The following is a 22,264-nucleotide window of genomic DNA, read 5'->3' as shown; positions in this document are numbered from 1 at the left end:
AACGTCCTCCGACGCCAGAGCCTCATCCTGCGGTTGACGTGTGTCTTCTCAACAAGGAGCGCAGGACCACTGTACGCAGTACGGCCCCGCCATGACCCCGGCAGACAGCCCCCACACCGACTTGGCTTCCCCGAGAAACAACCGACCCACTCTGGGACTGCGTTTGTCGTGAGTCTTCTCACGACAAACGCAGAGCTACCCCGCAGCGAACGTCCGACCTATCATCGGGGCATGGTGACACCTGACTCAGTGAGATTGCGGAGCCTCATCGCGACACACCGTGACCAGATCAATGACGTGCTGTTGCGTTACGGAGCGAAGAATCCTTGCCTGTTCGGATCGGTCGCCAGGGGGGACGCGGTCTCTGACAGCGATGTTGATCTTGTCGTGGACCTCGTGGAAACCAAGGGAAACCCTCTGCTGCGGCTGGCCGGCCTGTCCGAGGAACTCACCGAGCTGCTTGGCGTGAGCGTCGACGTGATCAGCGACAGCCTCATGCGCAGACCCGTCTCAGCCGAGTCCCGCCGCGAGCGTACGCCACTATGAGCCGCGCCGACGAGCAACGGCTTGCCGACATCCTCGCAAGCATCACTTCCATCGAAAGCTATCAGTCGTATCTGACCGATGGGCCGGCGCAGCTCACACAGATGGCGCTCGACGCAATCCTGCGACAATTGGGTGTGCTCGGAGAAGCAGCGCGAGCACTCAGCGGCGATACGACAGAAGCGCTACCGAACATCCCATGGAAATCGATCATCGGCCTGCGCAACATCGTGGTCCACGAATATTTCCGCATTGACGCAGCTACTGTCACTGACATTCTCAACAATGAGCTGACCGAGCTGAAAGAGGGCGTCCTAAGCCTCTACGATCCAGAATCAGACTGACAGAACCCCACCAACCGAATCCGAGCAGCCCACTCGCCCTGCGTTCTCCGCCCACCCCGCGCTTGTAGCGCGTCTTCCCACAACAACCACAGGACGAACCGCAGAAGCCAACCGGCAGCCCACTCGCCCTGCGCTTCTCGCCCACCCTGCGTTTATAGCGCGTCTTCCCACAACAACCACAGGACGAGCCACAGAAGCCAACCGGCAGCCCACTCGCCCTGCGCTTCCCGCCCACCCTGCGCTTATAGCGCGTCTTCCCACAACAACCGCAGGACGAACCGTCCCCAACCGCAGGGCGGCGAAGCTGTCACAGTGCGCCGAGGGCCAGCTTCACGGCGAGGGCGAGCATGACAACGCCGATGCCCAGGTCGAGGCCACGCCAGACCTTCGGGCTGGACATCGGACCGGACAGGGCTCGGGCACCGAATCCGAGAACGCTGAACCAGCAGACCGAACCGGTCATGGACCCAGCCGTGAACGCCCAGCGCAGCCCGCCGTACTGATTGGCGAGGGAGCCGAGGAAGACCATCGTGTCGAGGTAGACGTGCGGGTTGAGCCAGGTCACCGCCAACGTCGTGCCGATCACCGCGCCGAGATCCGAGTCGGCGGCTCCCCCGGCTCTGAGTCCCTCGCCATCGGGACTCAGAGCGGAGCGGAAACTGGTGAAGGCGAACCAACCCAGATAGGCCACGCCGGCCCAGGTCAGGATGGTGAGCGTCCAGGCCGCCCGGTCGACGACGGCACCGATACCGAGGGTGCCGGCGGCCATCAGGATGAGGTCTGCGGCGATGCAGATGCCGACGACCCAGCCCATGTGAGCCCGGCGCAGAGCCTGCCTCAGGACCCAGGCGTTCTGGGCGCCGATGGCGACGATGAGCCCGAGCCCTGCGGCGAAACCGGTGACGAAGACATCCACCTCACCGACGCTAGAACCACACAATTCTGAAGACCAGCGAATGATTCTTCATCATCATTAGACTCACTTCATGGATGGGGATCAGCTGCGCGCGCTGTGCGCCGTCGTCGACACCGGCACCTTCGATGCGGCGGCCGCCACGCTGCACATCACCCCCTCGGCAGTCAGCCAGCGCATCAAGGCACTCGAACGCCAGACCGGCCAGGTGCTCGTGCAGCGCACCAGACCATGCCGGGCGACCGAGGCCGGGCAGGTGCTGTTGTCGGCGGCCCGGCGCTTCGCCGAGATCGAGTCGGACGTGGCTCTCGCGCTCGACCGGATCAGCACCGCCCCGCTGCGCGTCGCGGTCAACGCCGATTCGCTGGCCACCTGGTTCACGCCCGTGCTCGCCGGCGCCGCACGCTGGCCGGACACCGAACTGCGGCTGCGGGTCGAGGACGAGCAGCTGACCCATCGCCTGCTGACCAGCGGCGAGGTGATCGCCGCCGTCACCACGGCCACCAGGACGTCGCCGGGCTGCCGCAGCACCAGGCTCGGCTCGATCCGCTATCTGCCGGTGGCCTCCCCATCGCTGTGGCACGGTGACCCGCCGTCCGCCGAGCAGCTGGCCGCGCTGCCGGCGGTCTGCTTCGACGAGAAGGACCGCATCACCGACGACTTCCTGGCCGGTCTCGGCAACCCATGCCCCGCGCGACGGCACTTCGTGCCCTCGCCGCAGGCCTATCTGTCGGCGGTCGAGGCGGGCCTGGGCTGGGGCATGGTGCCGACGCTCATGACGGACGAGCCGTTGCGCTCCGGACGCATCCTGCGCCTGCACCCGGGACACGTCGACGTCACCCTGCACTGGCAGTGCTGGGCCCTGCACACACCCCGCCTGGAACGACTCACCGAACTGGTCCTCGAGGCTGCGCGAGAACTCGACGTCCCAGCACGCTGATCAAGTCGACGCCGCTCGTCCTGGCGTCGACGGCGCACCGCCGGCCCCCGGAATGCTGCGAGCCCTCGGCGCACCGTCGAAGCCGCTCGCAGCACGAGCCCAGCCGTTCCCGCGATGTGGCAGCTTCATCAGGCCGTGCCGGGATACACGACGACCGCGGCCGGTGTCCAAAGCGGCAGCCCTCGGACTTCAACTGCCCCGATGTCTCCTCCAGCACCGGTGCCCCTGCAAAAACGGCAGCCCTGCGCACGGCTCGGGCTGCGGGCGACGTTCACGAATTCACCCGCTGCCCGGCTCGTGCCTGCAGGAAACGGGATCAGGCCCTGCTGGCCTCCTCCTGCGCCTGGATGACCTCCTTGTCGCGATCCATGCCGAACAGGCGGGTGGCCGCGAGGAGAATGGTGCCGACACCGGCGAAGACGGCCAGGATGTACAGGCCCGCATTGCCCGAGCCGAAGGTGGTCTCAGCCCACACCCTGATGTTCGGCCCCACGAAACCGCCGAGGTTGCCGAGCGCACCGATGAGGGCGATGCCCGATGCGGCCGCCCCGGACGTCAGATAGGTCGAGACGTTCGTCCAGAAGAGCGGCTGCACGACGATGTGCCCGGTGTACGCGAGGCAGAGCGCGGCGATGGTCAGCAGCGGATTCCCGCTCAGGATTCCCGAGAGCGCGATACCGACCGCGCCCATCGCGTAGATCGTGACGGCGACCTGACGGCGCTTGCCGATGCGCTCGGCGTACCGCGGGACCACCGCGAGCCCGATGACCGCGAACACCGCGGGCACCGCCGTGACGAGACCGACGGCGAGCCCGACACTGCGGCCGAGCAGCGCCGCGACCTGGGAGGGGATGTAGAAGTTGTAGCCATAGCCGAGCACCTGGATCGTGAAGCACACGAAGCAGAAGTAGATGACGCGCCAGTCCACGAGCGCCCTGAACATGCCGCGCTGGGCGTGCTCCTGCTTCTCGGAGTCCTCGGCGTCGATCGCAACGGTCAGGGCCTGCTTCTCCTCCTCACTCAGCCACGTGGCGTCCCGGGGCCCGTCGGGAAGGTAGAACCAGGCGATGACGCCGACCAGGCAGGCCACCAGGCCCTCGATGAGGAACATGTTCTGCCAGCCCCGCGAGCCGGACCAGAACCAGCCCTCCGAGACGCTCAGCAGCCAGCCGGAGATCGGGCCCCCGATGACGAACGCCAGGGGCGCACCGAACTGGAAGAGCGCGTTCATGCGCGCCCTCATCCGGGTCGGGAACCAGAAGGTCATGTACAGGATCGCACCGGGGTAGAACCCGGCCTCGGCCGCACCGAGGAGGAACCGGATGAGGTAGAAGATGCCCTCCGTGTGGGCGAACATCATGGCCGCCGCCACGAGGCCCCAGGTGACCATGATCCGGGCGAGCCAGCGGCGCGCCCCGACCCTGTAGAGCACCATGTTGCTCGGCACCTCGCACAGCGCGTAACCGAAGAAGAAGATACCCGCACCGAATGCGTACGCGGCGTCGCTCAGCCCGGTGTCGGCCTGCAACTCGTTGCGGGCGAAACCGATGTTCGTGCGGTCGAGGAATGCGATGACGAACATCAGGCAGAGGAAGGGGACGATCTTCCTCGCGCCCTTGGCGGCGGCGCGCTCGAGGACGGCGTCGCTGCCGGGAGCCGGCGATCTCGTCTCGGTCATCTCACTCGCCCCTTCCCCGGGACGCCGGTGCGGCGGCTTCGGGACCGGCCCCGGCCAGCCCGGCGATCACCTTCGGGTGCTCGTCCACCCAGTAGTGGCCGTTCGGGAAGCTGTAGTCGCTGATGCTCTGCTCCTTCATCGCTGACGAGTAGCCGGGCAGTGTCGGCAGCCGATAGGCCCCGCCCCTGACCTCGCAGGGCTCCAGGAAGTGCTCGTGCAGGTGGTCGACGTACTCGGCGAAGTGATCGTCGAGCTGGCCCGAGATCGCCACGTAGTCGATGACGATCAGGTGCTGGATCAGTTCGCACAGCCCCACACCGCCGGCGTGCGGGCACACCGGGATGCCGCGGTGGGCCGCCATGATGAGGACGGCCAGCACCTCGTTGACGCTGGCCAACCGGCAGGCGTCGATCTGACAGAAGTCGTAGGACTCGGCCTGCATGAGCTGTTTGTGCAGGATGCGGTTCATGCCGTGCTCACCGGTGGCCACCTTGACCGGGGCGATCTGCTTGCGGATGCGGGCGTGGCCGAGAACGTCGTCGGGATGGGTGGGCTCCTCGATCCAGTAGGGATCGAATCGAGCCAGCTCTCCCATCCACTCGATGGCCGTGGGCACGTCCCACACCTGATTGGCATCGAGCATGAGCCTGCCCTCAGGACCGATCATCTTGCGGGCGATGCCGCAGCGGCGAACGTCGTCCTCGAGCCGCTCGCCGACCTTGAGTTTGATGTTGCGGTTCCCATCGTCGAGTTCCTTGCGGATCAGACGGCGCATCTTCTCGTCCGAGTAGCCGAGCCATCCGGCCGCGGTTGAGTAGCAGGGGTAGCCGTGCTCCTCCAGATGTGCGATCCGTTCGGCCCGTTGCGGCTCCTGCGCCTTGAGGAAGACGGTCGCCTCCTCGGGGGTGATCTCATCGGCCAGGTACGACATGTCGGCGGCGCGGACGATCTCCTCACTGCTCATGTCCGTCACGAACCGCCACACCGGCTTGCCCGCCGCCTTCGCCGCCAGGTCCCACACCGCGTTCATCACTGCTGCCTGCGCCAGGTGGATGACGCCCTTGTCGGGGCCGATCCAGCGCAGCTGGGTGTCCGATGCCAGCAGCCGGTACGTTGCGCCGAGGTCGCCGATGACCTCGTCCAGCCCCATGCCCAGCAGGGGCTGCACCCGGTCCCGGATGGCCTGCACGCACACGTCCGTGCCGCGACCGATCGTGAACGTGAAGCCGTGCCCCTCTAAGCCCGGGGCATCGGTTCGGAGCCTCAGGTAGGCGGCGGAGTGGTCGCCGTCCTTGTTCATCGCGTCCGAGCCGTCCGCATTGACCGACGTCGGGAACCTGAGGTCGTACACGTCGTAGTCGGTGATCTTCGTCATGTGACCGTCCTCCTCGGACTCGTCGCCGCGGCGTTTCCGTTCCGCGCGGAGCAGACATGCGCTCCCATCGATGCGGAGCGGGCCTGGTTCGACCGGGCAGGCAACATCATCGTCAATGTTTCATTAAGTGAACCAGTATGTTTTACTGTATAAAACTTGTCACTGTGAAGGCAAGCCCCTCGCCCCCGCGGATCAGCGCCGGGAACGACAGCCGGCCAGGCCCGCTGAACCAGGCCGAGTAGTATCCGAGTGACTGCACCGAGGAGCAAGGGAGCACAGGTGAGCGACACACCCAGGGTGGAAGCAGTGGACCGCGCCTTGGCCGTCCTCATGGCACTCGGCGAGGCCGGCCCCTCCGGCACGACGCTGACGAAACTGGCCGAGAGCTCCGGGGTCAACAAGTCGACCGCCTACCGGGCCCTCTCGACCCTGCGCGGCAGAGGGTTCGCCACCCAGGACCTGGCCAGCGGGAACTATGCGCTCGGCCCTGCCGCCTTTCTCCTGGCCGAGAAGGCTATGGGCCCCGACAACCTGGCCAGGGCCCTGCATCCGATCCTCGTGGCCATCTCGCACGAGGTGGACGAGCTGGTTCATCTGGGCGTCCCCATGGACGGCGGGATGCTCTACATCGACAAGGTCGAGCAGGAACACACGATCCGGGTGTGGTCTGCGGTCGGCCAGCTCATCCCGATGGCCACCAGTTCCCTGGGCCGAGCGGTCCTCGCCGCCCAGAACACCATTGACGAGCATCTCAGCGCCTACATCGGCCAGCTGCCCGAGAAGGACGCGGGGCTCGACCGGCTCACCGAGGCCGTGCACGCTGCGAGAGAGCTGGGCTACGCCACCGAGTGGGGCGAGCGTCAGCCCGGTGTCGCGTGCGTCGGGCTGGCCCTCCTGCGGTCCAAGACCGTGGTCGGGGCGATCTCCATCACGACCCTCGCCGAGAACATGACGCCCGAGCGAGCCCACGAGCTCGCCCGGACGGCACGCGCAATCGCCGCGCCGCTCCTGCCCGAGGGACTCTCCCTCATGGCGCCGCGCCACGGCGCGGGCGACCGGGCCACGACCTGACACCGGACCCGGCCGGGCGGATCCTGCCGGGTCATCAGAACACGGCCCGCCCGGGCGGGCGGGGAGAGCCCGGCGGTCACCGCGGCGATGCGCCCCACGATGTAACACGGCCCGCCCGGGTGGGGAGAGCCCCTGGGCATCCGACGAGACGCCCTTCGATCCCCGTCGCGACACCACGACTGGCTCGACCCAACCGGGAGCCCTGCCCGGCACCGCTCAGAGCGCCGGTACCAGGGCCATGCGGGCAGGCGCCTCGGGGCGGCCACAGACCCCGGGCCGGAACCGCATGAGCCGTCCCGCCTGGTGCCCCGAGTCCTCTCCCCAGTCTGCTGACGTGATGATGAGCTCGTCCAGCCCGGGACCGGCGAAGCAGCAGCTCGTCGGCCTGAACATGGGGGTGTGGTAGACGTCGGTCACCACCGCCCGGGGGCTGATCCTGATGACGGCCGAACCCTGCCAGCGCGCACACCAGAGGGAGCCCTCGGCATCGACGCACATGCCATCGGGATTGCCCGGGTACTCGCCCGGCAGGAACGGCTCACCATTGGAGACCGCCCCGGTCTCGATGTCGAAGTCGGCCGCGTAGAGGCATCGGGGGACGCCGGAGTCGGTGTAGTAGAGGCGAGAGCCGTCGGGGCTCCACCCCATTCCGTTGCCCGTGCAGATCCCCCGGAGCACGGGGTGCACACCATCGGGCGTCAGCTTGAACACCGCGCCGAGCGGTTCGGTCTCCTGCCGGTGCATGGTCCCGAACCAGACCCTTCCCGAGCTGTCGCATTTCCCGTCGTTGACGCGGATCCGCGGATCGACCTCGGGTAGCCCGGCCAGGAGCCGGGATCGTCCCGTGGCCAGTTCCAGGTAGTGAATGCCGTCGGGCTGTCCGACGATCGCATTGCCATCGTCGGAGGGCACGGCGAACCCGACCTCGCCGGGCATCCGCCAGGTCCGCAGGCCGGCGCCGTCCAGCCGGGCCCGGTGCACCGCTTTCTCCACGATGTCCACCCACATCAGCTCCCCGATCTCGGGCATCCACACCGGCCCCTCGGTCAGCGTCCCCCTGGGCACGTCAAGGAACTCGTAGTCGGGCTCGTGCCGGCGCGCCCGGCCCCATCCATCCGTTGTGTTCATCGCCGTCTTCCTCCTCTCGCTCAGACCGGCGCCGTCGCCTGGCCGGACGGGTCACTCCTGGTCACGACGGTCTCCTGGAGGGTGCAGATGGCGATGATCGCCACGACGACGCCGGCGAGCAGGCTGGCGAAGGTCCAGCCCCAGCCGAAGTTCTGCAGAACGATTCCGGTGACGGCAGAGGTGACGGCCCCGCCCAGCCCAGTGGTGAGGCCGATGATGAGACCCATGGCAGAGCCCGCCTGCCCGGGGGCGGAGTCGAGGACGACCGAGTAGAGGACGGGGAAGGGCGCGTTGCGGAACAACCCCCAGATGAGCAGGGCCGTCCAGGTCTGCCAGGCGGTCGTCACGAGGAACAGCGGGATCACGCAGGCGATCCAGCCAAGACCCAGGATGACCAGTACCTTCTTGCGGCCGATGTGATCGGAGACGGTGCCCCACAGCATCTGGCCGAACCATCCGGTCAGCCCCGAGGCGCCCGAGGCGACGATCGCCTGCGCGGACGACATGTCCGTACGCTCGGTGAGGAAGATGACGAGAAAGGTGGTGAGTCCCAGCTCGCACCACAGGAAACCGAAGTTGACGAAGATGGCGCGGACGATGTTCGGCACCTTGATCGCGTCGCGGAGGATCACGAAGGCCTTGCGGTGCATCTTCCCGTCGTCGTTGACATCCAGGGGCGGGGTCATGCCGTGCGCCACGATCCAGTCGGTGACACGGATCTGGTTCCTCCTGGTGCCCAGGATCGCCTGGCCGATCATGATGGGCACGCCGATCAGCGGGATGACGAGGAACGCCTTGCCCCAGTCCTCCTGCGTCGCGAAGAACGCGATGATGGCGGGTCCCACGAATTGACCGAGGGGGAATCCGATGTGGTGCGTTCCCACGGCGAATCCGCGGTTCTCCTTCTGCCACCACTCGCCGACAATCGCGACATTCGTCGGTTCGCTGCCGCCCCGGCTGACGCCCATGACGACCCGCATGATCTGGAACGCGACCCAGCTCGAGGCGAAGGCGAAGGTCCCGACGCCGCCGATCACGGACAGGCTCATGGCGATGATCCACACCCAGGATCGCCGGTAGCCGTTGCCGACGACGTCGGACAACCAGCCGAAGAAGAACGCCCCGGCGACCGTCCCGATGAAGAACAGGGAGTTGATGAGGCCGGCGCCGGCGTCGTCCAGCCCGAAGTGCACCTTCACGAAGGGAAGCACCGAGGCCAGGATCGTGGCGTCGATCGACGTCATCAAGATGGCGAGTGTCGTGCACCCCAGCAGCATCCATGACACCGGGTGCGCAGTGATCTTCCATGACCGCGTACTCACCGTCTGAACCGGGCGAGCGGAGTCCTCTGCCATGGCAGTCCCTCATTTCTTCCGTGATCGGCCCGCGAACGGCCTCGCGGTGGCGGCACCCCATCGTGCCGCTGATGTTTTGGTTAAAGAAATAATTTGTATTGTCAGATGAACTGGATGAGGGGCGTCGTTCACCGTGAGGCCGGAACACGTGATCGTGGCCGGCCGTTCCCGCAGCGCATCATGGCTCCGCGATGGGCGAGTTCACCGTCCGAGCCAGCCGCCGTCGACGGGCAGGGCGATGCCGTTGACGTAGTCCGAGGCGTGCGAGGCCAGGAAAACGGCGGCGCCGCCCAGATCAGAGGGCCTTCCCCATCTGCCGGCCGGGATGCGCTCGAGGATCGAGGCCGAGCGTTCCGGGTCGTCGCGCAGGGCCCGGGTGTTGTCGGTGGCGATGTACCCGGGCACGATCGCATTGACATTGACGCCGCGGCCGGCCCACTCGTTGGCGAGGGCCTGGGTCAGCCCCGCCACGCCGTGCTTCGAGGCGGTGTAGGCGGGGACGAACACGCCGCCCTGGTAACTCAGGAGCGAGGCGGTGAACACGATCTTGCCCCATCCGCGGTCGAGCATGCCCCTGCCGAGCTCACGGGCCAGCGTGAACGCGGAGCCGAGGTTGACCTGGAGGAGGCGGGCGAACTCCGCGTCGGAGTACTCGACCGCCGGGAAGCGCGAGATGACGCCCGCGTTGTTGAACAGGATGTCCACCTGAGCGGTGTCCAGGATCCGTTCCACGACGGCATTGACCGCCGCCGGGTCGGCGAAGTCGGCCTGCAGGCAGGTGCAGCGGCGCCCGAATCCGGTGACGGCCCTCTCCACCGCCGAGCCGCTGGCCTCCTGTCGCGCCGAGACCGCGATGATGTCGGCGCCCGCCTCGGCCAGGGCCGTCGCATAACCGAGACCGATCCCGCGGCGCGCCCCGGTGACGACGGCGGTGAGTCCGGTGAGATCGAATAGAGCACTCATGTGGTTCATCCTTCCGCGTTGATGTCGACGAGCAGCTTCATCGCGCCGCCCTGAGCCAGCCGGGCGAAGGCGTTCTGCGTCTCCGCCATTGCGACGACGTCCGTGATCAGCGACTCGACGGGGATCTGGCCCGCGGCGAGGAGTTCGGCGGCACGGTCCATGTCCTCGCGGGTGTAGAGCCGTGCGCCGTACATCTCGATCTCGCGCCAGAAGAACCTGTGCAGGTCGATCTCACGAGCTTGCGCATGTATGGCGACCTGGACGAGCCGGCCGTGTGCGGCCATGGCGGCGACGGCGGATCCCACTCCTGCGGCAGAACCCGAGGCCTCGAAGGCCACGTCGGCCCCGGCGCCCTGCGTGAAGTCCTCGATCCGGGTGGCGGCGTCCGGGGTGCTCGCGTCGATCGTCGCGATGCCGAGCAGATCGGCTGCGGCGCGGCGCTGCTTCGAGGGCTCGCTCAGCAGCACCTCGGCGCCAGCCCGGGCGGCGACCATGGCGATGAGCAGCCCGATCGGCCCGCCGCCGACGACCAGGGCGCGCTCCCCCGCCGCCAGGCGTGCGCGGCGGACGTCATGGACGGCGACGGTCAGGGGCTCCAGGAGTGCCGCGCGCCGCGCGCCCACCGAGGACTGCACCGGGACGACGAGATGTTCGGGCACCGTCCACAGCTCCTGGAGGGCACCGGGGGAGTCCATGCCGATGAAGTCCATGGCGTAGCAGACATTGGAGTGGCCCCGCACGCAGGCGGCGCACTGGCCGCAGTAGCGCGTGGGCATGACCGTGACGAGCCGACCCGGCTCGAGGCCGATCACCTCGGCCCCCGTCCTCTCGACGTAGCCGCTCATCTCGTGGCCGATGACGGCGGGGACGCCGACCCGCGCGTCCGCGTCGCCGAGGTAGACGTGCAGGTCCGTTCCACACAGCCCCACATAGGACACGGCGATCCGGACGTCGTGCGGCCCCGGATCGACTGCCGCGCGGTCCACCACCGTGAAGGTCCTGTTTCCCTGGTACTCGACTGCCCTCATCCCGCTCCTTCCCCTCGGGGCTCCTCATCCGGCCGGAGAGACCTCGTGAGACCGGCGAGCACGGGCTCTCGCCGGGATCTCGCGTGGGGTCGATCAGCGCAAGCCCTTGGACCGCTTCTTCGCGTCCCGGCATGACCCGACCCTCATGATGTTTCATTCAAAGAACTAATCTAGTTTGTTGTATGAAACATCATCAGATTAGAGTCAGGGCTTCACGAGCGTCAAGTGGGGCGTCGAGCTCGTCCACATCAACGGCCCGCACCGCGAGCGTCGAGCGAGAGCCCCGGAAACTGTCGCCAGGCAGGCGAACGGGGCCGGCCCCGAAGGACCGGCCCCGTTCAGTGACGCGTGCGTCGGATCGCCGCGATCAGCCCTGGTGAGTGCCCACCGAACCGAGCTGCTGGCAGGCCTCGACGATACGGGCCGCCATGCCGGCCTCCGCCAGCTTGCCCCAGCTGCGCGGGTCGTAGGTCTTCTTGTTGCCGACCTCGCCGTCGATCTTGAGGACACCGTCGTAGTTCTTCATCATGTGGTCGACGACCGGACGAGTGAACGCGTACTGGGTGTCGGTGTCGATGTTCATCTTGATGACGCCGTACTTCACGGCATCGGCGATCTCCTGCGGCGTGGAGCCCGAGCCGCCGTGGAACACCAGGTCGAACGGCCGCTCCTTGCCGTACTTCTTACCGCACTCGTCCTGGATCTCCTTGAGGATCTCCGGGCGCAGCTTCACGAAGCCGGGCTTGTAGGCGCCGTGCACATTGCCGAAGGTGAGCGCCGTGATGTAGCGGCCCTTCTCACCCAGGCCGAGCACCTCGAGGGTCCGCATCCCGTCGGCGACGGTGGTGTACAGCTTCTCGTTGATCTCGCCGGTCACACCGTCCTCTTCGCCGCCCACGGCGCCGACCTCGATCTCGAGGATGATGTGGGCCTTCGAGGTGCGCGAGAGCAGTTCGTCGGCGATCTGCAGGTTCTCCTCGACCTCGATGGCCGAGCCGTCCCACATGTGGGAGTTGAACAGCGGGTCCTCGCCGCGGTCGACGCGCTCCTGGCTGATCGCGATGAGCGGGTTGACGTAGCCGTCGAGCTTCTCCTTCTGGCAGTGGTCGGTGTGGAGAGCGACATTGACCGGGTAGTTCTTGGCGACCACGCGGGCGTACTCGGCCAGGGCGACGGCGCCGGTGACCTTGTCCTTGATGGTGGGGCCCGAGGCGTACTCGGCACCACCGGTGGAGATCTGCACGATGCCGTCGGAGCCGGCATCGGCGAAACCACGCAGAGCGGCGTTGAGCGTCTGCGACGAGGTGATGTTGATCGCCGGGTAGGCGAAGCCGCCCTCCTTGGCGCGATCAATCATCTCGGCGTAGACCTCAGGAGTTGCAATGGGCATGAAAGCTTCCTTCTCTCGGTGTCACCCGAACGCACGCGGTGTCCGGGCCCGCCGGCCGAACGGTTCAGCCAGGCGGGCATGGCCTAGTGGCCGTGCTGGTTCTGATTCTTTCAAATACGGGCGCGCATGTGAACCCGGGACCAGCCCGCGAGGCGATTCTTCACAGCCAACCCGGCCAGGGCTCAGCGGCCCTGGGCCGACCAAATGTCATCGCAGACGACCATGTCGAGGTTGAGACGGCCGCCCGAGTAGGCGTACAGGCCCCCGTCGATGCCGCCGGGCAGGACGTCGAGGATGGCGAAGGGCACCGTCCAGTGGGTGCCGTCGGTGCGCTCCACGCGCAGCTCGGGACCGGGGGTGTCCCAGCGGCGTACCCCGCGCACGGCGGCCACCTGGTCCCAGGGCAGGTACTCCACGTGGTCGCTGTGGCGCAGCACCAGGCCGAGGCGTTCGATGCGCATCACCTGGCCGGGTACGAGCACCCTGAGGGCGCGGCGAAGGTTGCGGTGCCTGACGATGCGGATGACGAGCCGCCCGAGCATGTGGAGCGCGGGCCAGCACATGAGCACGACGACGAGCAGTTTCAGGGGAGTGAGCGGGATGAGCGGGAACAGACCGAAGGACTGGCCGTAGGAGCGCAGCAGGGTCCAGCTGATGGCGATACTGATGACCAGCGAGAAGATCAAGGTGGCCAGGCCCTTCTTCACGAAGGCCGCCCGCTTGGCGTAAAGCTCCGGCGTGACCGACACCGTGAAGGCGGTGTGCACCGGCTGGGCGATGACACCCGGGTCGGTGGTCACGTCGATCTGGCTCACGCGGCAAGTCTAACCGGCCGCGGCACCGCAGGTCCTGGGACCGGAGGGACCTCCCCGGCCTCGGGTGATGCGTATGCGCAGAGCCTTGCGATCACGGCGATGGGGGCGCTCTCGGCGCACGCCCGGACGATGTCCGGTCTCTGGGCCGGGGTCAACGCGGTGGCTCGGCCCCGCCCCGCGCCCCGATGATGTTCAGAGTGCTCGCCGAGACGTCACAAGCCTCATCCGGCGGGGTCGGACACGCCCGGCCCTGCCGCGCCGGCGTGCTGAAGCGCCCAGTGGTACATCGCGATGGCCGAGGCCGCGCCGGCGTTGAGGGAGCGGGTGGAGCCGTACTGGGTGATCGAGACGAGCATCGAGCAGGCGGCCACGAGCTCGTCGGTCAGGCCGCCGCCCTCCGAGCCGAAGACCAGGCAGCAGCGTCCGGGCAGCCGTGTGGTCTCGAGCGGCACCGCGCCGGGCAGGTTGTCGACACCAACCATCGTCAGGTCGTGCTCGCGGCAGTGGGCGGCGAGTGAGGCGACGTCGGGGTGGTGGTGCACGTGCAGATAGCGGTCGGTGACCATGGCCCCGCGGCGGTTCCACTTGCGGCGGCCGAGGATGTGCACGCCGGCGACGTTGAAGGCGTTGCCGGTGCGCACGATCGAGCCGATGTTGAAGTCGTGGGCCCAGTTCTGGATGGCGATGTGCAGCGGGTGCCGCCGGGTATCCAGGTCGGCGACGATCGCCTCGGTGGTCCAGTAGCGGTAGCGGTCGAGCACGTTGCGGTGGTCGCCCTCGGCCAGCAGCTGGGGGTCGTAGCGTTCGTCGCCGGGCCAGGGCCTCGGGGCGGGCCCGACGCCGACCCTCGGCGCCGTCGGGTCGTCGGGTTCGGCGGCCCTGCGCGCCACGGCCTCGTAGGGGTGCCCCGCCTCGCAAGGGGGCTCGGTGCCGCGTCCAGGGGTCTCCACGGCCCTTCAGGCTACCCTTGTGGGCGTGAATCTCATGACCCTGCTCACGCTCGTGCCCATGATGCCGTCCTGGTTGGACCCGGCTGCCATCATCCACGCCCTCGGGAACGGGGCGCTGTGGGGCGTCTGTCTCATCCTGTTCATCGAATGCGCCATCTTCCCGGTCCTGCCCGGCGATTCCCTGCTCTTCACGGTGGGAACGTTCATCGCCATGAACCCGCCGTCCATCACCTTCGGATCGATGTCCAAGCCGCTCGTCTATGTCGTGGCGTGCGCGATCATGACCGTCTTCGCCATCGGCGGCAACATTGCCGGCTATTTCATCGGCAAGACGATCGCCCCCTGGCTGTTCAAGCCCCGCGAGGGCTTCATGGGCAGGATCTTCAGCCCCAAGCACCTGGCCGACACCCATGCCTTCTTCGAGAAGTACGGATCGAAGGCCCTCGTCCTCGGCCGCTTCGTGCCCTTCGTCCGCACCTTCGTGACGATGGTCGCCGGCGCGGCGGGGATGAGCTTCCGTCACTTCATCTCGTGGACGGCCATCGGCGGCGTCATCTGGGTCTGGGGCATCACCCTGGTCGGCTATCTGCTGGGCAATGTGAAGTTCATCGGCGACCACATCGACCTGATCCTCGTCCTCATCGTCCTCGTCTCGGTCGTCCCCATGGTCGTCGAATGGTGGAACGGCAAGCGCAAGGCCGCGAAACAGGCCGGCGCCGCGGTGCACTGACCACGGTGCCGGCCGTGACCGCCGCCTACTGCTGGGCGGGCGGCCGCTGCCCGGGCTGCTGGAACCGCGGGTCGGCCTGCGGCTGAGGGGCCGGGAACTGCTGGCCCGGGGCCTGGAAGCCCGGGGCCTGGGGCTGCTGGCCCGGGGTGATCTGTCCCGGCGTCTGGGGCTGGGAGCCCTGAACGCCGGAGCCGTAGCCGAGCTGGCTGAAGTCGACGCCGGGATTGGCCCGCATCGTCGGGTCGTCCAGCTGGAAGTAGGCGGCCTGGGTGAAGTGGAACATGTTCGCCACGATGTTGGACGGGAACGACTCCACCTTGGTGTTGTAGTCGCCGACGACCGCGTTGTAGTAGCGGCGCGAGTTGGCGATCCGGTCCTCGGTCTGGGAGAGCTCGCTCACCAGCTGGCGGAACCCGGCGTCGGCCTTGAGCTCGGGGTAGGCCTCGGCGGTGGCGATGAGACCGCCCACGGCCCCGCTCAGCCGGGACTCGACGGCGACGCGCTCGGCGCTCGGCGCGGCAGTGGTGTCGAGGCTGCGGGCCTGGTTGCGCAGCGCGATGATGTCGGACAGCGTGTTGTGCTCGTGCGTGGCATAGCCCTTGACGGTCTCCACCAGCGACGGGATGAGGTCGTAGCGGCGGTTGAGCTCGACGTCGACCTGGCGCCAGGCCTCCTGCAGCTTGTTGCGCAGGGCGACAAGCCGGTTGTACGGCCCGACGAACAGGCCGCCGGCCAGTGCCAGCAGCACGACCAGGACGATGATGATTCCAATGAGCATGTCAGAGCCCCAAATCCTTTGCTGAATAGGCGAAACGGTACTCCAGACCGGCCTTGGCCATGGCCTGCGAGACGACCCGGCCGGAGCGGTCGACGATGTCCGCGACGCCAACGACGGTGGCGCCGGCCTCGCGCAGCGCCCGGGCCGCGGTGAGCGCGGAGTTCCCGGTGGTCGAGGTGTCCTCGACGACGAGCACCCGGCGGCCCTCGACGCCCGGCCCCTCGATGCGCTTGTGCAGGCCGTGGGTCTTGGACTCCTTGCGGACGACGCAGGCGTCCACCGGCCTGCCGGCCGCCGCGGCGGCGTGCAGGATCGCGGCGGCGACCGGATCGGCGCCCATCGTCAGGCCGCCGACGACGTCGAAGTCCCAGCCCTTCACGAGGTCGAGCATGACACGGCCGACGAGCGGGGCCGCCACGCCCGACAGCGTGATGCGGCGCATGTCGATGTAGTAGTCCGCCTCCTTGCCGCTGGACAGCACGACGTGGCCGCTCACGACGGCCTCGTCAACGATGTGACGCAGGAGTTCTTCACGGTCGGTCATGACACAGAGCCTATCCGGCCCGGGCGACGGAACACCGCCCGGCGAGGACCGGGGTCTCGGCCAGGCCTCCCCGTGGGCCCAGACGGCGATCGACCTCGGCCAGACACACGGGCAGGAGCAGGCAGGTCTCCCCGTGGGCCCGGACGGCGAAGCACGACCCGGTCCACCAGGCCCGGCCCCGGCGGCCCGCGGTTCCCGGAGACCCCGCACGGCGGCCGGACGAGGCCGCGCCCCGCGGCATGGCTCGACGGGACGGCTGGTGGCCGCCGGATGCGCATGACCGGGAGCCCCTCACCGGCGACGCTTGACAGTGACGTTGCGTCACCTGCTGGGGTGGTGCCATGCGCATCAAGGAGATGGCCGACCTGGCCGGCACGACCCCGCGGGCCGTGCGCCACTACCACCAGCTGGGTCTGCTCGACGTGCCGCCCACGGTGCGGGGCCGGCGCGAGTACGGCGTCGAGCACCTGGCCAGGCTGCTGCGCATCCGCTGGCTGGCCGGTGGCGGGCTGCCCCTGCCCCGGGTGGCCGACATGCTCGCCGCCGACGAGTCCGGCACCGACCGCGACTCCGTGCTGCACGATCTGCGTGCAGCCCGCCGGAGCATCGACGAGCAGCAGCGGGCGCTGCGCGAGCAGGCCGAGCGCATCGACGGGCTCATCGCCCAGGTCGCCGACGGCGGGACGCTCTCGCCGCTGCCCACCGTGCTCGCCCGTTTCTACGACGACCTCGAGGACCGGATCCGCGCGAGTGAGCGGGCGGGCTCGGACGGCGGCCTGCAGGTGCTGCGCACCGAGCGGCGGCTCATGATGATCCTCGCCTCGCGCGGCATGGTCCCGGACAGTGCCGGTCCGTTCGTCGAAGAGCTCGACGACGCCGAACGTGACGAGTGTGTCCGCCAGGTCATCGCGTTCGCCCGCTTGGACGAGACGGATGAGGCCGGCGCCCTGGCACTGGCCCAGGACACCTGGGAGCTGACGCTGCGCCACAAGGAACAGGCCCTGGCCGTCATGGACGATCTGCCCGGCGGCCCCTTCGGGCGCGCCCTGTGGAGGCTCGCCGAGGTGCTGGCGGGCATCAGCTACTCGCAGAACGCCCAGCGCATCTTCACCGCCAGGCTTTTCGAGCTCATGCTGGCGGACCCGGACTTGGCCGCGACGATCCGCCGCTCGGCGGGAGAGGAGCACCCCGTACTGTGACGACACATACCGACACGGCACCGACGATGACCGACGACTCCCCCGTGCGGGTGCGATCCCTCGTCAAGCGCTTCGGGCGTTTCACGGCCCTGGACGGCCTCGACCTGGAGGTCGCCGCCGGGCAGGTGCACGGCTTCCTCGGCCCGAACGGCGCCGGAAAGTCGACGACGATCCGGGTGCTGCTGGGCCTGTACCGCCCCGACGGCGGGAGCGTGCGCGTACTCGGCCGCGACCCGTCCCGTGAGGCCGCGGCCATCAACCGGGAGATCTCCTACGTGCCCGGCGACGTGGCGCTGTGGCCGAACCTGACCGGCGGGCAGGCGCTCGACGCCCTGGCGGGGCTGCGCGGGCGCCGCGACCGAGCCCGCGAGGAGGAGCTGATCGAGCGTTTCGATCTCGACCCGGGCAAGAAGGTGCGCACCTACTCCAAGGGCAACCGGCAGAAGGTCGCGCTCGTCGCGGCGCTGGCCGCACCGACCCGGCTGCTCGTCCTCGACGAGCCGACCAGCGGCCTCGATCCGCTCATGGAGCGGGCCTTCACCGAGGAGATCGCCCGCGCCGCGGAGCAGGGGCGCACCGTGCTGCTGTCCAGCCACATCCTCGCCGAGGTGCAGCACCTGTGCTCCGCGGTGACGATCATCAAACAGGGCCGTGTCGTCGAGCAGGGCGACCTGGAGACGCTGCGCAGGCTGGCCCGCACCCAGATCGAGATCCGGGCCGACGGCCAGACCCTGGGGCGCGTGGCCGCCGGGCTTGACGAGCGGGACGTCCCGGCGGATCGGACCGACGAGCTGCTGTCCGTCCAGGTGGAGTCCGCGCTGGTGCCCCGGGTCATGGAGGTCGTCGCGGCCTGCCGGGTGACGGACGTGAGCTGCGGGCCGGCCAGCCTCGAGGACCTGTTCCTGCGTCACTACGAGGAGGCCCGATGAGCGCCACGATGAGCCCGGCCCGGGCCGCCCGCGGCGCCGAGCCGACGCGACCCGCGACGGGGCCGGGAGGAGCCGGCCCCCTGCTGGGGCTGGGGCCGTCCCTGCGTCTGCTGGTGCGGCGTCTGCGGGTGCAGGTGCTCGCCTGGACCCTGCCGCTGTGGCTGCTGCTCGCCGCAACACCCCCGGCCTACGAGGACGTCTACCCCTCGCTGCAGGAGCGGGAACTTCTCGTGGAGAGCATGCGCGACACGGCGGGCACCCGGCTGCTCTACGGCGTCCTGCCGCTGCCCGGGCGGATCGGCCAGCTCGTCCAGTGGGAGACGGGCACCTATCTGCTGATCTGCGGGGCACTCATGGCGATCCTGCTCACCTGCCGGGCGATGCGCGCCGACGAGGACGACGGCCTGGTCGAGGTGCAGCGCGGCAGCGGCGTCGGCCATCTGGTGCCCTTCGTGGCGCCCGTCCTCATGGTCTGGGGCACGGTCGCCCTGCTCGCAGGCGGGGCCGGGCTCGTCCTCACCGTCCTGACGAGGGTCGTGGCGGAGCTGACGGTCTCGGGGGCCTGGGCGCTCGCCGGGGCGATCGCGGTGACGGGCTGGGCCTTCGCCGCGCTGGCGGCGCTGTCCTGCCAGCTGTGCCGGCAGGCGGGTTCGGCCCGCGGGCTCGCCCTGGCCGCGCTGGGCTGCTGTTTCGCGCTGCGGGTGCTGGCGGACGAGTCCGGGGCCGGCTGGCTGCGCTGGTTCACTCCCCTGGCCTGGCGCGATCTCGCGCGCCCCTACAGCGACGACCGCGTCTGGCCGCTCGTCGTGTGCGCCGCCGCGGCGGTGCTGCTCGCGGCCGTGGCGGGCGGGCTGTTCGTGCGCCGGGAGTACCTGGGCGGCTATCTGCCCGACCGCAGCTCGTCGAGGCGGCGGTGGCGGCTGGGCGGGTACGCCGATCTTCAGGCGCGCCTGGCGCTGCGCAGCGCCGTGGCGTGGTCGGTGACCGTGGCGGCGACGTCCGTCCTGTTCGGCGCGATGGCCGGCAGCATCACCGGCCTGTTCGGGCCGGACTCGGCGACCAGCGCGTACGTCGGGAAGATGGCGAGCGGCAGCCCGGTCGAGCAGTTCATGGGGCTGCTCACCATCATGACGGTGCTGCTCGTCGCGGTGGCGGGTGTGCAGCGGGTGACCGCCCTGGCCGCGGACGAGCGGGCCGGGTTCGTGGAGTTCGAGGTGTCCGTCGGCACCTCCAGAACCCGGATGTTCATGACGCAGGCCGGCGTGGCCGTCGTGGAGTCGGTCGTCCTGCTGGCGCTCTCGGGCGGGGTGCTCGCGGCCGTGACGGGCACCCAGCTCACCGACGACCACGCCGTGGGCCGCGCCTTCGTGTTCACGGTGAGCCAGCTGCCCGGCGTGCTGGCGGCGATCGGTGTCGCGCTGGCGCTGGTCGGCCTGGTCCCGCGGCTGTCCGCGCTCGTCTGGGCGGTCGTGGGCTGGAGCGTCTTCGCCCAGTTCTTCGGCGCGCTCGTCGAGCTGCCCGACTGGGCGCAGGAGCTCAGCGTCCTCGGCCATCACCTCGATGTCGTCGGCGACCCGGACTGGGGTCCGCTGGCCGTGCAGGCGGTGGTCGGGCTCGCCGGCATGCTCGTCGGGCTGGCGGCGTACCGGCGCCGCGACCTGGCCCGGTGAGGACCGCAGGCGGATTCTCGCACGGCTCGCCCTGGCGCCCCGCGCCCACGCACTCACCCTGCGGTTCCTGCTCACCCTGCGGTTCTTGTGCGTCTTTTCACGAGAACCGCAGGGCAGGCCACCGTTCGGGCGCGCTTCACCGGCCGCGAGCCGTGGGTCAACCGCCTCGGGATGTTCGCCCTGACACTCGCCACGGGGCTCGTGTCCTTCACCGGCTGAGCCCCCTCCCCGCCCTGCCACGCGCCGGACTCAGGACGGCCCCGAACATGGCCCCGACGAGGGCGTTCACGGGCAGCCGAGGCGTTGCGCACAGCCCGCCGCCCAACGGAGACCGGTCCCATTGACGGGGCGACGACCGCCGCCTACGATGATGACTCATCAGTCATATGACTGATGAGTCACAGGAGGACTGCATGCCGCGCCCCACCTTCTTCAATCTTCCCGAGGACAAACGATCCCGCGTCCTGGCAGCCCTCAAGGACGAGTTCGCCACGAGGACCTACAGCCAGGCCTCCGTCGACCGCATCACCGCCGCGGCCGGTGTCTCGAAGGGGAGCTTCTACCAGTACTTCGACGACAAGCAGGACGCCTACACCCACCTCGTCCGCGAACTCATGAGCGCACGGCTCGGCGTGGCGGGCTCGCCCAGCCCAGAAGAGCCCTTCGAGGAGGTGCTCACCGCCCTCGTCCTGGGCAGCCATGACTTCCACCGGAGCGATCCCCAGGGATGGGCGGTGCTGGCTCGTGCCCTGTCCGATGACGCCCCCGCAGTCCTCGGCTCGGACGAGGCCCTCTCCGAGGGAGTCCGCCGCTGGGCCGTCACCGCCATCGCCACCGGACAGAGCACTGGTGAGCTGCGCGACGACGTCGATCCCGGCACGGCCGCCTGGATGATCGAGAGGGTTCTTCTCGGCGTCCCCCAGTACGTCGTGGCCCGCTTCGGCGTCTCTCCGGAAGGCGCGGCCACCGATGGCAGCGCCTTCGACAGTCCCGAGATCGCCTCGGTGGCCCACGACGTCGTCGCCCTGCTCACTGCGGCGCTCACCGCGATGCCACGCGGAGGCGGCGGACGATGACCGAGGCGATCTGCGCCCACGGACTGGGGTTCACCTACCACGGCGCCTCACGGCCCGCCCTCGCCGACGTCGACCTGATGGTGGCCACGGGCGAGGTCGTCGGCCTTCTCGGACCGAGCGGGGCCGGAAAATCCACCCTGCAGCGCGTACTGACCGGCCTGCTCACCGGCTATCGCGGTTCGGCGCGCGTGCTCGGCAGGGAGATCTCGCGCTGGGGACGCGAGGTGTACGAGCGCATCGGCGTGGCCTTCGAGACACCGATCGCCTTCGGGCGGCTCACCCTGCGTGAGAACCTCGCCTACACCGCCCGCCTGTACGTCGGCTCGACCCGCGAGCCGGAGGAACTGCTCGACGCCGTCGATCTCGCCGAGGACGCCGACATGCGGGCCGCACACATGAGCAAGGGCATGGGGGTGCGGTTCAACGTGGCGCGTGCACTCCTGCACGAGCCCGAGCTGATCTTCCTCGATGAGCCGACAGCGGGCCTCGACCCGGTGCGGGCCCAGCGCATGGCACGACTCATCGCCGCAGAACGCGTCCGCGGGCACACCCTCGTCATCACCACCCATGACATGGATCTCGCGCATCGCGCCTGCGACCGAGTCGGCTTCATCGTCGAGGGCCGGCTCGTCGAACTCGGCGAACCCGACACGCTGTGCCGCCGGCACGGCACGCGAGAGGTCCACGTGGCCTGGGACGGAGGCGAGGCCCTGTTCCCGTTGGACGGTCTCGCCGAGAATGCCGGCTTCCACGAGGTGCTGCGCACCCGGGATGTGCGCGCGCTGCACTCCCGCGAGGCCGATCTCGCCGAGGTCTTCGCGGCCGTCACGGGACGAGAACTGTGA

The 22,264-nt window shown here is 68.9% G+C and carries 22 protein-coding genes and 1 pseudogene; 11 read left to right on the top strand and 12 right to left on the bottom strand.

Going from position 1 to position 22,264, the window contains the following annotated elements; genetic code table 11:
- The first annotated feature begins 231 nt into the window (after positions 1 to 231).
- Positions 232 to 546, top strand: coding sequence for a nucleotidyltransferase family protein (locus tag D9T14_RS05695; protein ID WP_119161325.1), 315 nt, complete (start codon positions 232 to 234; stop codon positions 544 to 546).
- Positions 543 to 887, top strand: a complete 345-nt coding sequence (locus D9T14_RS05690; protein ID WP_119161324.1) for a HepT-like ribonuclease domain-containing protein — start codon at positions 543 to 545, stop codon at positions 885 to 887. Before D9T14_RS05695 ends, D9T14_RS05690 begins: the two co-directional genes overlap by 4 nt.
- A gap of 307 nt (positions 888 to 1,194) precedes the next feature.
- On the opposite strand, the gene D9T14_RS05685 is transcribed toward D9T14_RS05690, so the two are convergent.
- Positions 1,195 to 1,803 carry a LysE/ArgO family amino acid transporter gene (locus D9T14_RS05685; RefSeq protein ID WP_119161323.1) on the bottom strand — a complete coding sequence of 203 codons (609 nt, stop codon included), beginning with the start codon at positions 1,801 to 1,803 and terminating at the stop codon, positions 1,195 to 1,197.
- A gap of 70 nt (positions 1,804 to 1,873) precedes the next feature.
- Here D9T14_RS05685 and D9T14_RS05680 point away from each other — a divergent pair, with 70 nt between their 5' ends.
- Positions 1,874 to 2,740: a LysR family transcriptional regulator ArgP gene (locus D9T14_RS05680; protein WP_119161322.1), complete on the top strand. Its 867-nt coding sequence runs from the start codon at positions 1,874 to 1,876 to the stop codon at positions 2,738 to 2,740.
- 316 nt (positions 2,741 to 3,056) lie between these two features.
- Here D9T14_RS05680 and D9T14_RS05675 read toward each other — a convergent pair whose 3' ends face one another.
- Both D9T14_RS05675 and D9T14_RS05670 read right to left on the bottom strand, forming a co-directional pair.
- The gene (locus D9T14_RS05675; protein WP_119161321.1) at positions 3,057 to 4,418 is read right to left on the bottom strand and encodes an MFS transporter; all 1,362 of its coding nucleotides are present in this window, start codon (positions 4,416 to 4,418) and stop codon (positions 3,057 to 3,059) included.
- Between the two features lies 1 nt (position 4,419).
- Positions 4,420 to 5,793 carry an enolase C-terminal domain-like protein gene (locus D9T14_RS05670; protein ID WP_119161320.1) on the bottom strand — a complete coding sequence of 458 codons (1,374 nt, stop codon included), beginning with the start codon at positions 5,791 to 5,793 and terminating at the stop codon, positions 4,420 to 4,422.
- 279 nt (positions 5,794 to 6,072) lie between these two features.
- Here D9T14_RS05670 and D9T14_RS05665 point away from each other — a divergent pair, with 279 nt between their 5' ends.
- Positions 6,073 to 6,864 carry an IclR family transcriptional regulator gene (locus tag D9T14_RS05665; protein WP_126464286.1) on the top strand — a complete coding sequence of 264 codons (792 nt, stop codon included), beginning with the start codon at positions 6,073 to 6,075 and terminating at the stop codon, positions 6,862 to 6,864.
- A gap of 216 nt (positions 6,865 to 7,080) precedes the next feature.
- Here the strand turns inward: D9T14_RS05665 and D9T14_RS05660 are convergent, their stop codons facing one another.
- The 7 genes from D9T14_RS05660 to D9T14_RS05630 all read right to left on the bottom strand — a co-directional run bounded on the left by D9T14_RS05660 (position 7,081) and on the right by D9T14_RS05630 (position 14,433).
- On the bottom strand, positions 7,081 to 7,992 hold the full coding sequence (locus D9T14_RS05660; RefSeq protein WP_119161318.1) for an SMP-30/gluconolactonase/LRE family protein: 912 nt from the start codon (positions 7,990 to 7,992) through the stop codon (positions 7,081 to 7,083).
- 20 nt (positions 7,993 to 8,012) lie between these two features.
- Positions 8,013 to 9,236, bottom strand: a complete 1,224-nt coding sequence (locus D9T14_RS05655; RefSeq protein ID WP_170175769.1) for an MFS transporter — start codon at positions 9,234 to 9,236, stop codon at positions 8,013 to 8,015.
- A gap of 312 nt (positions 9,237 to 9,548) precedes the next feature.
- On the bottom strand, positions 9,549 to 10,310 hold the full coding sequence (locus D9T14_RS05650; RefSeq protein WP_119161316.1) for an SDR family oxidoreductase: 762 nt from the start codon (positions 10,308 to 10,310) through the stop codon (positions 9,549 to 9,551).
- Positions 10,311 to 10,315: 5 nt separating this feature from the next.
- Positions 10,316 to 11,338 (bottom strand): zinc-dependent alcohol dehydrogenase, encoded by a 1,023-nt coding sequence (locus D9T14_RS05645; protein ID WP_119161315.1) that lies wholly within the window; start codon positions 11,336 to 11,338, stop codon positions 10,316 to 10,318.
- A gap of 367 nt (positions 11,339 to 11,705) precedes the next feature.
- Positions 11,706 to 12,728 (bottom strand): class II fructose-bisphosphate aldolase, encoded by a 1,023-nt coding sequence (gene fbaA, locus D9T14_RS05640; protein WP_119161314.1) that lies wholly within the window; start codon positions 12,726 to 12,728, stop codon positions 11,706 to 11,708.
- Positions 12,729 to 12,910: 182 nt separating this feature from the next.
- Positions 12,911 to 13,543 carry a hypothetical protein gene (locus D9T14_RS05635; RefSeq protein ID WP_119161313.1) on the bottom strand — a complete coding sequence of 211 codons (633 nt, stop codon included), beginning with the start codon at positions 13,541 to 13,543 and terminating at the stop codon, positions 12,911 to 12,913.
- 221 nt (positions 13,544 to 13,764) lie between these two features.
- A complete protein-coding gene (locus tag D9T14_RS05630; RefSeq protein WP_197720713.1) occupies positions 13,765 to 14,433 on the bottom strand; it encodes a TrmH family RNA methyltransferase in 669 nt (222 codons plus the stop codon).
- A gap of 94 nt (positions 14,434 to 14,527) precedes the next feature.
- Between D9T14_RS05630 and D9T14_RS05625 the strand changes: the two genes are divergently transcribed.
- Positions 14,528 to 15,223, top strand: coding sequence for a DedA family protein (locus D9T14_RS05625; RefSeq protein WP_170175795.1), 696 nt, complete (start codon positions 14,528 to 14,530; stop codon positions 15,221 to 15,223).
- A gap of 25 nt (positions 15,224 to 15,248) precedes the next feature.
- On the opposite strand, the gene D9T14_RS05620 is transcribed toward D9T14_RS05625, so the two are convergent.
- On the bottom strand, positions 15,249 to 16,001 hold the full coding sequence (locus tag D9T14_RS05620) for a LemA family protein (RefSeq protein WP_119161311.1): 753 nt from the start codon (positions 15,999 to 16,001) through the stop codon (positions 15,249 to 15,251).
- Between the two features lies 1 nt (position 16,002).
- Entirely contained in the window at positions 16,003 to 16,545 is a 543-nt protein-coding gene (gene pyrE / locus D9T14_RS05615; RefSeq protein WP_119161310.1) for an orotate phosphoribosyltransferase, read from the bottom strand.
- Positions 16,546 to 16,886: 341 nt separating this feature from the next.
- Between pyrE and D9T14_RS05610 the strand changes: the two genes are divergently transcribed.
- From D9T14_RS05610 to D9T14_RS05590, 6 genes and pseudogenes are all read left to right on the top strand, one after another.
- Positions 16,887 to 17,744 (top strand): MerR family transcriptional regulator, encoded by an 858-nt coding sequence (locus D9T14_RS05610; protein WP_119161309.1) that lies wholly within the window; start codon positions 16,887 to 16,889, stop codon positions 17,742 to 17,744.
- Between the two features lie 137 nt (positions 17,745 to 17,881).
- Positions 17,882 to 18,193: pseudogene (locus D9T14_RS14550) on the top strand (ATP-binding cassette domain-containing protein); the annotation flags it as partial.
- 15 nt (positions 18,194 to 18,208) lie between these two features.
- The gene (locus D9T14_RS14545; RefSeq protein ID WP_408634737.1) at positions 18,209 to 18,673 is read left to right on the top strand and encodes an AAA family ATPase; all 465 of its coding nucleotides are present in this window, start codon (positions 18,209 to 18,211) and stop codon (positions 18,671 to 18,673) included.
- Positions 18,670 to 20,343 carry an ABC transporter permease gene (locus tag D9T14_RS05600; RefSeq protein ID WP_232012372.1) on the top strand — a complete coding sequence of 558 codons (1,674 nt, stop codon included), beginning with the start codon at positions 18,670 to 18,672 and terminating at the stop codon, positions 20,341 to 20,343. Before D9T14_RS14545 ends, D9T14_RS05600 begins: the two co-directional genes overlap by 4 nt.
- A gap of 386 nt (positions 20,344 to 20,729) precedes the next feature.
- The gene (locus D9T14_RS05595) at positions 20,730 to 21,419 is read left to right on the top strand and encodes a TetR/AcrR family transcriptional regulator (protein WP_197720593.1); all 690 of its coding nucleotides are present in this window, start codon (positions 20,730 to 20,732) and stop codon (positions 21,417 to 21,419) included.
- Complete coding sequence (locus D9T14_RS05590) at positions 21,416 to 22,264, top strand: ABC transporter ATP-binding protein (RefSeq protein WP_119161307.1); 849 nt, start codon at positions 21,416 to 21,418, stop codon at positions 22,262 to 22,264. The genes D9T14_RS05595 and D9T14_RS05590 overlap by 4 nt, the downstream gene beginning before the upstream one ends.

The organism is Propionibacterium australiense (genome assembly GCF_003666605.1).
GTDB classification, from domain to species: domain Bacteria; phylum Actinomycetota; class Actinomycetes; order Propionibacteriales; family Propionibacteriaceae; genus Propionibacterium; species Propionibacterium australiense.
Note: the sequence above shows the minus strand (reverse complement) of the source record. Positions and strands in the feature narration are given on the sequence as shown.

Excerpts from the sequence above, each read along its gene's own strand:
- D9T14_RS05695 (WP_119161325.1), top strand. The coding sequence starts at position 232 with ATGGTGACACCTGACTCAGTGAGATTGCGGAGCCTCATCGCGACACAC.
- D9T14_RS05690 (WP_119161324.1), top strand. The coding sequence starts at position 543 with ATGAGCCGCGCCGACGAGCAACGGCTTGCCGACATCCTCGCAAGCATC.
- D9T14_RS05680 (WP_119161322.1), top strand. The coding sequence starts at position 1,874 with ATGGATGGGGATCAGCTGCGCGCGCTGTGCGCCGTCGTCGACACCGGC.
- D9T14_RS05675 (WP_119161321.1), bottom strand. The coding sequence starts at position 4,418 with ATGACCGAGACGAGATCGCCGGCTCCCGGCAGCGACGCCGTCCTCGAG.
- D9T14_RS05670 (WP_119161320.1), bottom strand. The coding sequence starts at position 5,793 with ATGACGAAGATCACCGACTACGACGTGTACGACCTCAGGTTCCCGACG.
- D9T14_RS05660 (WP_119161318.1), bottom strand. The coding sequence starts at position 7,992 with ATGAACACAACGGATGGATGGGGCCGGGCGCGCCGGCACGAGCCCGAC.
- D9T14_RS05655 (WP_170175769.1), bottom strand. The coding sequence starts at position 9,236 with ATGACGTCGATCGACGCCACGATCCTGGCCTCGGTGCTTCCCTTCGTG.
- D9T14_RS05650 (WP_119161316.1), bottom strand. The coding sequence starts at position 10,310 with ATGAGTGCTCTATTCGATCTCACCGGACTCACCGCCGTCGTCACCGGG.
- D9T14_RS05645 (WP_119161315.1), bottom strand. The coding sequence starts at position 11,338 with ATGAGGGCAGTCGAGTACCAGGGAAACAGGACCTTCACGGTGGTGGAC.
- fbaA (WP_119161314.1), bottom strand. The coding sequence starts at position 12,728 with ATGCCCATTGCAACTCCTGAGGTCTACGCCGAGATGATTGATCGCGCC.
- D9T14_RS05625 (WP_170175795.1), top strand. The coding sequence starts at position 14,528 with ATGACCCTGCTCACGCTCGTGCCCATGATGCCGTCCTGGTTGGACCCG.
- D9T14_RS05620 (WP_119161311.1), bottom strand. The coding sequence starts at position 16,001 with ATGCTCATTGGAATCATCATCGTCCTGGTCGTGCTGCTGGCACTGGCC.
- pyrE (WP_119161310.1), bottom strand. The coding sequence starts at position 16,545 with ATGACCGACCGTGAAGAACTCCTGCGTCACATCGTTGACGAGGCCGTC.
- D9T14_RS05610 (WP_119161309.1), top strand. The coding sequence starts at position 16,887 with ATGCGCATCAAGGAGATGGCCGACCTGGCCGGCACGACCCCGCGGGCC.
- D9T14_RS05600 (WP_232012372.1), top strand. The coding sequence starts at position 18,670 with ATGAGCGCCACGATGAGCCCGGCCCGGGCCGCCCGCGGCGCCGAGCCG.
- D9T14_RS05595 (WP_197720593.1), top strand. The coding sequence starts at position 20,730 with ATGACTGATGAGTCACAGGAGGACTGCATGCCGCGCCCCACCTTCTTC.
- D9T14_RS05590 (WP_119161307.1), top strand. The coding sequence starts at position 21,416 with ATGACCGAGGCGATCTGCGCCCACGGACTGGGGTTCACCTACCACGGC.